General features: G+C 45.3%; 6 protein-coding genes. 5 read left to right on the forward strand and 1 reads right to left on the reverse strand.

What is annotated here, in order from left to right; all coding sequences use genetic code 11:
* Window positions 1–108: 108 nt before the first annotated feature.
* The 5 genes from addB to hlpB are packed head-to-tail and all read left to right on the forward strand — an operon-like array spanning window position 109 to window position 12,230.
* A complete protein-coding gene (addB, locus tag AC3ISE_RS04650) occupies window positions 109–3,621 on the forward strand; it encodes a helicase-exonuclease AddAB subunit AddB (protein WP_489223225.1) in 3,513 nt (1,170 codons plus the stop codon).
* Window positions 3,602–7,309: a helicase-exonuclease AddAB subunit AddA gene (gene addA / locus AC3ISE_RS04655; RefSeq protein ID WP_489223226.1), complete on the forward strand. Its 3,708-nt coding sequence runs from the start codon at window positions 3,602–3,604 to the stop codon at window positions 7,307–7,309. The genes addB and addA overlap by 20 nt, the downstream gene beginning before the upstream one ends.
* A 58-nt stretch (window positions 7,310–7,367) precedes the next feature.
* Complete coding sequence (locus tag AC3ISE_RS04660) at window positions 7,368–8,549, forward strand: exonuclease SbcCD subunit D (RefSeq protein WP_489223227.1); 1,182 nt, start codon at window positions 7,368–7,370, stop codon at window positions 8,547–8,549.
* Complete coding sequence (locus AC3ISE_RS04665; protein ID WP_489223228.1) at window positions 8,546–11,905, forward strand: SbcC/MukB-like Walker B domain-containing protein; 3,360 nt, start codon at window positions 8,546–8,548, stop codon at window positions 11,903–11,905. The genes AC3ISE_RS04660 and AC3ISE_RS04665 overlap by 4 nt, the downstream gene beginning before the upstream one ends.
* 22 nt (window positions 11,906–11,927) lie before the next feature.
* On the forward strand, window positions 11,928–12,230 hold the full coding sequence (hlpB, locus tag AC3ISE_RS04670) for an HNH nuclease-like protein HlpB (protein WP_489223229.1): 303 nt from the start codon (window positions 11,928–11,930) through the stop codon (window positions 12,228–12,230).
* Between the two features lie 41 nt (window positions 12,231–12,271).
* Here the strand turns inward: hlpB and AC3ISE_RS04675 are convergent, their stop codons facing one another.
* Window positions 12,272–12,490, reverse strand: a complete 219-nt coding sequence (locus AC3ISE_RS04675) for a spore germination protein (protein WP_133311980.1) — start codon at window positions 12,488–12,490, stop codon at window positions 12,272–12,274.
* Window positions 12,491–12,528 lie beyond the last annotated feature (38 nt).

Consider the following 12,528-nt stretch of genomic DNA (forward strand, 5'->3'; position numbering starts at 1 on the left):
TGCCTTTTTATTCATTGACGATAAGAAATTAATTTAGAATCTTATAGACAGTAAGCTGCCTGTGCGTATCAATGTGCTTGCGCTTTTTTTTAGAAAGGGGTCCTGAATGTGGGAGTAAAGTTTGTGTTAGGGAGATCTGGAAGCGGGAAAACACACCGGCTGTTAAATGAAATCCGCATGGATCTTTTTGAACAGCCGGAAGGAGACCCAATCGTTTATTTGGTGCCTGATCAAATGACGTTTGGCATTGAATATGAGCTGATTAAAACGCCTGATTTAGGCGGGATGATGCGTGCGCAAACATTCAGCTTCAGCCGTCTGGCATGGAGGATCCTGCAGGAAACAGGAGGAATCAGCCGCTATCATATATCCGGAACAGGGATTCAAATGATGCTTCGGAAGCTTGTTGAACAGCATAAGCAGGAGTTTAAAATCTTTGCAAAAGCAAGCAGCAAAAGCGGATTTATCGAACATATAGAAACGATGATTACAGAGCTGAAGCGATATTGTCTCACGCCCCAGGATATGGAAGAAAAGCTCGAGAAGATGTCAGTAAATGCTACCCGTCAGGAAAAGGCGCTGGCTGATAAGCTTCATGATGTTGTCCTGCTCTATAAACAGCTCGAGATTGAACTTAGCGGAACGTACGTTGATTCAGAGGATTATCTTAAGCTCTTGGCAGAGAAAATTGCAGAATCATCATATATTCAAAATGCGGATATTTATATAGATGGATTTCACAGCTTTACGCCCCAGGAGTATGAAGTCATCGCAGCATTCATGAATTATGCAAAAAGCGTAACCATTGCGCTTACAGCGGACAAGCCGTTTCATGAGCATCTGCCGCATGAACTGCATTTATTCAGAATGACTGGAATGACTTATCATAAGCTCTCAATGATTGCAGAAGAATCAAGGATGGAAGTGGATGAGGTCCTCGTATTAAATGAAATGCCGAGATTCATAGAACGTCCGTCACTTGCCCATTTAGAGAGATATCTTGAATCAAGGCCTGTAAAGCCGTACCAAGGAGAAACAAACGCGGTGATTGCCCAGGCCTCGTCCCGCCGCTCAGAAATAGAAGGGATTGCCAGAAAAATCCGCGGCTTTGTCATGGATGAAGATTACCGCTACAAGGATCTTGCCGTTTTAATTCGGAATATTGGAGATTATCAGGATTTGATTGAACAAGTGTTCAGAGATTATGAGATTCCTTTTTTCATCGATCAAAAGCGTTCGATGCTGAATCACCCTGTGATTGAACTGATCAGATCAGCCCTTGAAGTCTTAAACGGCAACTGGCGCTATGAAGCGGTGTTCCGCTGCATCAAAACAGAGCTTCTTCTGCCTCTTGACGCCGACAAGCAGGAAATGCGGGAAAAAATGGATCAGTTTGAAAACTACGTGCTTTCATATGGGATTCAGGGAAGCAAATGGACAAAGGAAGAACGCTTTGTCTATCGCAGATACTATTCATTGGACGATGAGTATGTCAGAACAGATGAAGAAAATGAAATGGAAGAAATGATCAATCAGCTCAGAGATCTCGTTGTCCGGCCGCTGAGCGGACTTGCTGAGAGAATGAAAAGGGCTAAAAGCAGCATCGGCATGGCCGAGGCTCTGTACCTGTTTCTTGAAGAGCTGGATATTCCGCTTAAGCTTGAGCAGCTGCGAGTGAATGCCGAGGAAGCGGGAAGACTGATCGAGGCTAGAGAACATGCTCAAGTATGGAGTGCTGTAACAGGAATGCTTGATGAGTTTGCTGAGATGATGAATGAGCATGCCATTTCCCGCAAGCTATTTTCCGAAATGATCGAAACGGGTCTTGAGGCGATGAAGTTTGCGCTCGTTCCGCCTGCAATTGATCAGGTTGTCATTGCAAGCCTGGAACGATCAAGACTGCTTAACGTCAAGATTTCATTTGTGGTTGGCGCCAATGATGGTGTTCTTCCTGCAAGGCCGATGGAAAAAGGGGTGCTGACAGAGGAAGACCGGATGTCTCTGCACCATCAGGGGATTGAACTTGCGCCAACTGCGAGAGAGCAGCTTTTAGATGAAAGTTTTATCATTTATTTAGCACTTGCAGGCGCATCTCATGAGCTGTATATCTCCTATCCGCTTGCAGACGAGGAAGGGAAAGCTTTGCTTCCGTCCATGATCATTAAGCGGCTGAAGGACTTATTCCCAGCCATTCGAACGGAAATTTTTATAAATGAGCCTGAGGAGCTGCCTGAAGAGGAACAGCTGTCCTTTATTGTGAATGAAGATGTTACCATTTCCTATCTTACTTCTCAGCTGCAGGCCTGGAAGCGGAGCTATCCAATCAGTTCCATTTGGTGGGATACGTACACGTACTTTACCCAGCAGGACCAAAAGGAGACGTTATCAAAAGTTGTCGGGAGCCTTTTTTATCGAAACGAAGCAGAAACACTGCAGTCAGACATCAGCCGAGAACTTTACGGCGAGCACATTCAAGGCAGTGTTTCGCGGATGGAAATGTTTAAGGCCTGTGCGTTTTCCCATTATGCAACACACGGATTAAAACTTAAGGAACGGCAATATTTCCGCTTGGAGGCACCGGATATCGGCCAGATGTTTCACTCTGCTTTAAAGCTGATAGCAGATCGAATGCAGCAATTAAAGCTTGATTGGAAGGATTTATCGAAGGATCAATGCGCCCGTCTTTCCAATGATGCAGTTGAAACGCTGGCTCCAAGACTTCAGCGGGAAATTCTATTAAGCTCAAACCGTCATCACTATTTAAAAAGAAAGCTTGTCAGCATTATCACGAGAGCTTCGTCTATTTTAAGCGAGCATGCCAGGGCAAGCGGGTTTGCTCCTGCCGGCCTTGAGCTTGGATTCGGCAAAGGCGGTCCGCTGCCTCCTATCCGTTTTCAGCTGGATAATGGCTGCACGATGGAATTGATCGGACGGATTGACCGCGTGGATAAGGCGGAAAGCTCTAAAGGAGTTCTCCTCCGAATCGTTGATTTTAAATCAAGTGATAAAGCTCTTAATTTATCCGAGGTGTATTACGGACTCGCCCTGCAGATGCTGACTTATTTAGATGTGATTATCACTCATTCAAAAAGCTGGCTTGGAGTGGAGGCGACTCCTGCAGGCGTGCTTTATTTCCATGTGCACGATCCGATGATTCAGACAGCCTCACAGATTCCGCAGGATAAAATTGAAGAGGAAATTTTCAAGAAGTTTAAAATGAAGGGGTTACTGCTTGGAGATGAGGAAGCTGTGCGTCTAATGGATCAGACTTTAGACAGCGGCCTTTCGAAAATTGTATCTGCCGGCCTTAAAAAGGATGGCGGCTTCAGGTCGGATTCTGCGATTGCAAGCGAAGGGGAGTTTGATTTGCTCCGCGGTCATGTGCGTTCGATTTTCCAAAGCATAGGCACGGATATTACAAACGGAGTTGTCGATATCGCTCCTTACAAAATGAAGGAAAAAGTTCCATGCACGTTTTGCTCCTTTAAGTCAGTCTGTCAATTTGATCAATCATTGGCAGAAAATCAATACCGCATGCTGAAGGATGACAAAAATGATGTCATTCTCTCAAGATTGCGGAACGAAGCAGGGAGGGAAGAGAATGATACAGAAACCGAGTGACAGCCAGTGGACGGATGATCAATGGAAAGCGATCGTCTCAGGCGGACAGGATATTCTTGTGGCAGCCGCCGCTGGATCAGGAAAAACAGCGGTGCTCGTTGAGAGAATTATCCGCAAAATCATTTCAAAAGAAAATCCGGTCGATGTGGACCGGTTATTAGTCGCAACATTCACCAATGCATCAGCAGCAGAAATGAGAAACCGGATCGGCGAAGCGCTTGAAAAAGCATTGAAGGAAAACCCCTCTTCCCTTCATTTGAGAAGACAGCTGTCCCTATTAAATCGGGCAGCCATTTCTACGCTTCATTCCTTCTGCTTGAATGTGATGAGGAAGTATTATTACTTAATCGATTTAGATCCGGGTTTCCGGATTGCAGATGAAACTGAGGGGCAGCTCCTGATCGATGAGGTGCTCGATGATATCTTTGAAGAACAATACAGCCTGGCAGATAATGATGCTTTTTTTGATCTAGTAGACCGCTATACAACAGATAGAAGTGATACAGACCTGCAGACACTGATCCGTGCGCTCTATCAATTTTCCCGTTCGCATCCGAACCCTTCTAAGTGGCTTGATGAGCTTGCCGGCATGTATGGCGAAGAAGAGCGGCTTGAAAACTTGCCGTTTTTTCCATATCTTGCTGCAGATATTTCCATGCAGCTCACAAGCAGTCTTGAAAAATTGCAGCGTGCACTTGCATTGACTGAAAAACCGGGGGGGCCAGCTCCGCGTGCGGAAAATCTGACAGATGATATCAGGCAGGTTCAGGAGTTGATTAAAGCGAAGGATTCGTGGCAGGAACTTGCGGAAAAAATGGCACTGACGTCATTTACGCGGGCTAAAGCATGCAGGGGGTCTGAATACAGCAAGGAATTGCTTGAACAGACTACGGCGCTGCGCAATTCAGCCAAAAAACAAATCGAACAGCTTCAGGAAGAGCTGTTTGCACGATCTTATGAAAGCCATCTGCAGGATTTACGGGATTTAAAACCTGTGATCGAAACACTTACAGGACTTGTGAAACTGTTTGGGGAACGTTTTGATGAAATGAAAAAGCAAAAAGGAATTGTAGATTTCTCCGACCTTGAGCACTTCTGCCTTCAAATTTTGGGAACAGCCGATGAGCATGGACACTTGCATGCAAGTGAAGCAGCTGTTGATTATCAAAATCAGTTTGAAGAAGTTCTTGTCGATGAGTATCAGGATACAAACCTTGTACAGGAAACCATTCTCAAGCTGGTAACAAAAAGCGGACGGGGAAACTTGTTTATGGTAGGCGATGTAAAACAATCGATCTACAGATTCCGTCTTGCTGAACCGTTTTTATTTTTAAGCAAATATAAAACCTTCTCAAAAGAAGGGCAGCACAGCGGCCTCCGCATCGATTTATCGAAAAACTTCAGAAGCCGTTCAGAAGTCATCGACGGCACGAACTTTCTCTTCAAGCAGCTGATGGGAGAGAAGGTGGGGGAAGTTGCCTATGACCTTGATGCTGAGCTGAAGCTTGGGGCAGCTTATCCGGACTCCGAACAGATGCGGGCTGAACTCCTGCTTGTAAATCGCGGAAAGGATGAGGAAGAGGACGGTTCTTTGGAAGAAGCTTCATTCCATCCTGAAGAACTTCAGACTGTTCAGCTTGAAGCAAGAGTCATGGCTAAGAAAATCCGCGGGATGATTCAGGATAAATTTCAGGTTTATGACCGTAAAATCGGTGGGACCCGGAATATCACATACAGAGATGTAGTCATTCTGCTGCGCTCTATGCCATGGGCGCCGCAAATTATTGAGGAGTTTAAACAAGAGGGCATTCCTGTGTATGCAAACCTCTCAGGCGGTTATTTTGAAGCAACGGAAGTCGCCATTATGATGTCGCTTCTCAAAGTGATTGATAACCCGTACCAGGATGTCCCGCTAGCATCCGTTCTAAGGTCGCCTGTTGTCGGACTGAATACAAATGAGCTGGCCATCATCCGGACATATTCAAAAAAAGGCACGTACTTTGAAGCGTTAAAAGTTTTCTTATCAGAAGCATCCCTGGAAGATGCAGCCCTCAGCAGAAGACTGCAATCGTTTTATGATCAGCTGCAAACATGGAGAGAACTTGCTCGCATGGGCTCCGTTTCAGAATTAATCTGGCAGCTGTACCGGGATACGAAATTTTTCAATTATGTCGGCGGAATGCCAGGCGGCAAGCAGCGGCAGGCCAATTTGAGGGCGCTCTATGACAGAGCACGCCAGTATGAGGCCACAACCTTCAGAGGACTTTTCCGTTTCCTTCGCTTCATAGAGCGCATGCAGGAACGCGGAGATGACCTTGGTGCTGCAAGAGCCCTCGGCGAGCAGGAAGATGTGGTGCGGCTGATGACCATTCACAGCAGCAAAGGGCTGGAGTTTCCGGTCGTATTCGCTGCCGGTCTTGCACGACAGTTTAATATGATGGATATGAATAAAAAATACTTGCTTGATAAGGAGCTCGGATTCGCTACGAAGCTGATTCAGCCGTCTCTTCGAATCAGCTATCCAACCTTGCCGCTTGCAGCCATGAAGAAAAAGATGAAAATTGAATTGCTGTCAGAAGAGCTCCGCGTTCTGTATGTAGCGTTAACTCGCGCAAAAGAGAAACTTTTCTTGGTCGGAACATTGAAAGACGCCGGAAAAACACTGTCTGACTGGCAAAATTCAATGACTCAGGAGGAGTGGCTGCTCCCGGATTTTGAACGGGCACAGGCTAAATCCTATCTTGACTGGATCGGTCCTGCATTAATCCGCCACGAGAATGCGGAAAGACTCAGAGAAAATAGCGAAGAAACAAGTCCATCTATTCTTCATCATCCATCGCGGTGGGAAATTAACGTAATGAATGAAGAGGAACTGTATGACAGTCAAAAAGAGGAGAAAAAGTACGATCAGGAAATGCTCAGTGCTTTGAAGAACCTAGAACCAGTAGCTGAGCAGTCAGATTATCAGGAGCAAATAAAAGCCCGGTTATCATGGACGTATGAGCATCAGTTTGCCACCATATTCCGTTCAAAGCAATCTGTATCGGAAGTGAAAAGGCAGCAGGAATTCAGAGATGAATATAGTGATGAAACCATTCTGCGCACTCAGAAAGACACCTTTATGTATGACCGTCCAAAATTCATGCAGAAAAAATCGCTCACAGCTGCAGAAAAAGGGACAGCTATGCATGCAGTTATGCAGCAGCTTAATCTGAGCGAAGCGGTAACGGCCGAAAATACCCGCAGAAAAGTACAAGAGCTTATCACAAAAGAAATCCTGACGAAAGAGCAGGCGGACAGCATTGACATTGACTCCATTGCTCGCTTTTTCCAGACGGATATCGGGAAAAGACTTCAGAAAGCCGACCGAATTGAGAGGGAGGTTCCCTTCAGTTATGCCTTGCCCGCCGATGAACTTTACGAAGAAGCAAAGGGTGAACATGTACTGATTCAAGGTGTCATCGACTGTTTATTTGAAGACAAAGAAGGTGTCGTTTTGCTTGATTATAAAACAGATGCCATTGAAGGGAAGTTTCCGGGAGGATTTCAGCAGGCACGTCCTGTTTTAGCGAAACGCTACAGTGTTCAGCTTGATCTTTACGGAAAAGCGATTGAAAAAATAACAAAGAAACCTCTTTCATCAAAAGTTCTTTATTTCTTTGATGGAGGACATGTACTAGAAGTGTAAGACATGAGAAGAAGTATTTACTTCTTCTTTTTTTAGAAGAAAGGTTGGGGAAATCTCTATGCGGATTCTACACACAGCAGACTGGCATTTAGGCCGAACGCTTGAAGGGAGAAGCCGTCTTCTTGAGCAGGCTCAATTTTTAGACGAGCTTTCGCAGATTGTCATTGATGAAAAAGCGGATGCTGTTATAATGGCAGGCGATGCTTTTGATACGGTGAATCCTCCGGCAGCAGCGGAACAGCTCTTTTATGAAAGCATCTCGAGGCTTTCTGATAAAGGCCGCCGTCCTGTTATTGTGATAGCGGGAAACCATGACAACCCTGAACGCCTGCAGGCCGCTTCACCGCTTGCAGACACACAGGGCATTCACCTGATTGGATACCCTTCATCAGGTATTTTAACTGTAGATGTGCCGGCTGCCGATCAATCAATGATGATGGCGGCGCTTGCTTACCCTTCAGAAGCAAGATTAAAAGAAGTGCTCTCAGACAGTCATGATGAAATTCTTTTGCGCAATTCTTATGATGAACGAATTAGGGATTTATTTGCCTATATGGCAGAGCAGTTCAGAGATGACACGGTTAATCTTGCAATGAGCCATATTTATGTAGCCGGGGGAAGCTCCACTGATTCTGAACGTCCAATAGAAGTAGGAGGCGCATATACGGTAGCAGCTTCCAGTCTTCCTGAAAAAGCGCAGTATGTGGCGCTTGGGCATCTTCATCGCCCGCAGACTTTGAAGCGGGCCGGCACAATGGCAAGATACTCGGGTTCGCCTCTTGCCTACAGTTTTTCAGAATCAGGCTACGCAAAATCAGTTTCCATTGTTGATATTGAGCCAGGTGGACAGGCTCAAGTTTCTGAAGTCTTGCTCTCAAGCGGAAAGCCATTAGTAAAATGGAGAGCCCAAGAAGGATTGCAGCAGGTTCATCAGTGGCTGGACAATGGGAAAGACCAAAATGCCTGGATTGATTTAGAGGTCCATTTAAAAGATACCCTTTCCCTTGAAGAGATTCATAGACTGCGAAATTCTCATCCAGGCTTTGTGCATATCCGTCCTGTCTTTGAAAAAAGCATAAATGAACAAACCCGCGAAAGCAGAGCAAATCTTCCGATAGATGAGCTTTTCGCCAAATTTTATGAGCAGCAGACCGGCGGGGCGCAGCCTGATCAGGAAACAATGAAGCTCTTTATGGATATGATTCACGACGAGCCGGAAGAAGAGGAGGACAAGGAATGAAGCCAATATCCCTTACCATTTCAGGATTGCATAGTTTCAGAGAAAAGCAGGTTATTGACTTCAGTTCTCTTTGCGAAGGCGGAGTATTTGGCATATTTGGCCCGACAGGAAGCGGAAAATCCTCTATTCTTGATGCGATGACTCTAGCTTTGTACGGAAAAGTAGAGCGGGCAGCCAATAACACACAGGGAATATTAAATCATGCAGAGAATGTCCTTCACGTCTCATTTACGTTTGAACTTGAGAATGCAAACAGCTCCAAACGGTATTCCGTAGAACGAATGTTTAAGCGCACAGATGAGCAGCGCGTTAAAACGTCGCTTTGCCGCATCATGGAGCATACTGAAGAGACCGTAGTTCTCGCTGACAAAGCAGCAGAAGTAAATGAAAAAGTGTATGCTCTCCTCGGTCTGACAATAGATGATTTCACAAGAGCAGTCGTTCTTCCTCAAGGGAAATTTGCTGAATTCCTATCCTTAAAAGGAGCGGAAAGAAGGCAGATGCTTCAGCGTTTGTTCCATTTAGAGCAGTATGGAGATGAGCTCGTTAAAAAGCTCAGAAAAAGACTGCTGCATGCCAAGGGAAAACAAAACGAACTGACAGCAGAACAGGCAGGGCTCGGAAATGCTTCAAGTGAAGCGGTTAAGCTTGCTGAACAAGAGCTTGAAGGGGCCAATCTGCTCTTTGAAAAAAGACAAAAAGAATACGATCAAACCGTCAGACAATATGATGAGTACGAAGAAGTGTGGCAGCTTCAGCTTGAAAAAGGCGAGTATGAAAACCTGCAGTCGCGCCTTGAGCAGCAAAAAGATCACATGGCCGCGCTTTCGGAACGTCTGGAAGTTGCGGAGAAAGCGGACTACGTCAAGCCTTATGCAGAGGCGCTTCAATCAGCTGAAAAAGAAAAAAACAGCAGCAGCCTGCAAATGAAAGAGCTGCAGCAAGTCCTCAAGCAGCATAAAGAGCGTTACGCCCAAACCGTCAGCGCTTATGAGCAGATACGTGAAAAGAAAGCTGCAGAAGAACCCGTTTTAGTGACGAAAAAAGAACAGCTATTGCAGCTTAGGGAATTGGAGAAAGTTCTTAAAGAAGAGTTAACTGTTATAAGGGAATTGACGGAAAAGGCTAATGAGGCAGCGGAAGATCTGAGTCAGCGGCAAGAAGCAGCAGAGCGGGCCAATCAATTATTGAAAAAAGCGCTTGAAAAGCAAAAGGCACTAAAAGAGCAAATGGATCAGAACACTGTAACTGTTCAAGAGAGAGAGCAAATACGGAAGGCGTCTGAGCATAGGTTTCACCTCGCCAATTATGAAGCATCCTTAGCTGAGTGGAAGAAAACAGCGGATAAAAAAGAGGTTTTTTTAAAGCGTGCAGAAGATCAGCTGAAGGACACAAGACAGAAGCACGAGGCGGTCGGCGAGAAAATTAAGGAATCCTTCAGCGGTGTTCAGCAATTTTATCATAGAAGCTGCGAGCTGCTTAACGATCATCAGCAGCAGACTGAAACCCGCAAGCTGCGCCTATTGGATGAAAAGAACAAAGCCGAGAAACAGCGCGAGCACAAAATGGCAGTCCAGCTTGCAAAACACCTTTCACAAGATGATCCCTGTCCAGTATGCGGATCGGCTCATCATCCAGAGCCTGCTAAGGAGACGGGTGCTTTAGAAATATCAGGCTCACTGATTGAGGATCTTGAAGAGAAAACAGCTGAAGATGCAGCAATCAGTGCACATCTTCAGCACTTAAAAGAAAAATGGGAAGAACTCTCAAGAGAAATGGTCTCGGCCTATCCCTTTTTATCGGAACTGGTTGTTTCATTGAATGAAGAGGAAAAAGAGGAAATGGATTCCCGTACAGAGTATAAAGCGCTGAATCAGGATTTTCTGCAAACGAAAGAACGATTCCAAAAGCTTCAAGTGAGCGAAAGAGAATGGCAGGAGAAAATCAATCAGCACCTTTATACTCAAAAGAACAGTGAAGAAGATCTAAAAGAAATTTATGAAAAGCATGATCAAACCCAGTCGGAATATCTTGCTGGACTAGAAAAGTGGAACCATGATTTTGGCGGGATTTCCTTTGAACAGGCAGAAGAAATGCAGCGGCAGATCAGCGAAAAAGATGCTGTTCTTGAAGAGCTGAAAACAAGAGTGCAAATAAGTGTTCAATTTATTGAAGAAAAAGAGAAACAAATCAAGCAGCTGGAGCATGAAGCTCAGCTCATCAAAAACACTCAGATTGAGCTTGCTGCTTCGCTTCAAAATAAACAGCAGGCAGCTGACGAGAAACAGAAAAGGCTGGGTCAAGAGACAGTTGGCAGTGACATTGCCTCTTTGCTCAGGGAAACGGACAGAAAATTAGCAGAGCTTGTTCAAACGGAGAAGAGTCTGTACAACGAGTGGCAGACTGCCCTGCAGGATGTTCAAAAGGCTGAAAGCAGGAGCCATGCAGCAGAGAAGGCTTATGAACAGGCAGAAGCGCGTCTGAAACAAGCCGAAACAAAATGGGAGCAGGTCAAGCAAGAGACCCTGTTTGCAGATCTTGAAGCTGCGGTAACAGCCATCGCAGCACCGGCTGATAAGCAGAAAATGAAAGAAGAAATTGATGCCTATCAGGATAAAAAGAAACAAGTGTTGGCAGACTTAAAACGTGTAGAGGCAAAATTGAATAACAGATTTGTCAGCCTTGAAAAATGGTCAGATATTAAGCAGCTTAAGTCTGAAAGCAAGGCGCTGATTGACCTTGCAGCGCAAGAAAAAGGAGCTGCTTCGAAAGCATTGCAGCTACTTTCGGAGAAGCATAAACGATTTATGGAAATTGAAGAAAAGCGAGTGGAACTTGACAGCCTTGCTGCGCGTCTTGAAAAACTTCAATCTGTCTTTAAGGGCAACGGCTTTGTGGAATTTTTGGCAGAAGAACAGCTGCATCTGGTCGCAGAGGATGCCTCCGAACGTTTAGGACAATTGACGAGGCAGCGTTATGCGATTGAAGTAGATTCCGGCGGCGGATTTATCATGAGAGATGATGCAAATGGGGGAGTGAGGCGACCTGTCTCAAGCTTATCCGGCGGAGAAACGTTCTTGACTTCCCTGGCCCTGGCCCTGTCTTTATCCTCGCAAATTCAGCTGAGAGGGGAATATCCGCTTCAGTTCTTCTTCTTGGATGAAGGATTCGGGACGCTTGATGGGGAGCTGCTTGAAACAGTTATTTCAGCCCTTGAAAAACTGCAGTCTGACAATCTTGCTGTAGGCGTCATCAGCCATGTTCAGGAGCTTCGTGCCAGATTGCCGAGGAAGCTTATTGTCATGCCTGCGGAGCCGACAGGAAATGGAACGAGCGTATTGCTTGAATTGATGTAGGTATAAAAAAGGATGGATGTTAATGGCGAAAAAAGGGTTGGGAACGTGCGAGCTATGCAGACGGCAGGAAGTAGAAACGACGGAGCACCATTTAACTCCAAAAGAAAAAGGCGGGACCTTTTTGCCGACAGCACAGCTCTGCATACCTTGCCACAAGCAAATTCATGCTTTGTATACAAATGATGAGCTTGCCATCCGGCTGAATACGATAACAGAACTGAGGAATGATCCTAAAATTGCAGGCTATGTAAAGTGGATCCGCAAGCAGCCTTCTTCCAGACTTGTCCGGACAAAAAAATCAAATGAGCGGAAGAAAAGAAAATAACCTGACATTAAAATGACGTGCTGTCTCACAGGCACGTCATTTTAATTATTTCCAACAATATTTTGATCATTTACATCAGGATCGATTGAATTTGTAGCACTTACAATATTGTTGACAATGATAAAGTCCCCGGTATTTCCCCCGCCGGAACCGGATGCTGTCTTTGATGAACTCTTAGGCGAAAGATAAAATGAGTCACCGAAGTTTACAACACCGCCTCCAACAGAGTTAATGCAGATTGGACCTATAATAGCTGGCATCAATGAACATCCTTTGGCTTTCTGTCATATTCACAGTC

The sequence above is a fragment of the Metabacillus sp. KH_069 genome (assembly GCF_057838075.1).

Coding starts and splice junctions, on each gene's coding strand:
- AC3ISE_RS04675 (WP_133311980.1), bottom strand. CDS start 12,490: ATGCCAGCTATTATAGGTCCAATCTGCATTAACTCTGTTGGAGGCGGT.
- AC3ISE_RS04665 (WP_489223228.1), top strand. CDS start 8,546: ATGAAGCCAATATCCCTTACCATTTCAGGATTGCATAGTTTCAGAGAA.
- AC3ISE_RS04660 (WP_489223227.1), top strand. CDS start 7,368: ATGCGGATTCTACACACAGCAGACTGGCATTTAGGCCGAACGCTTGAA.
- hlpB (WP_489223229.1), top strand. CDS start 11,928: ATGGCGAAAAAAGGGTTGGGAACGTGCGAGCTATGCAGACGGCAGGAA.
- addA (WP_489223226.1), top strand. CDS start 3,602: ATGATACAGAAACCGAGTGACAGCCAGTGGACGGATGATCAATGGAAA.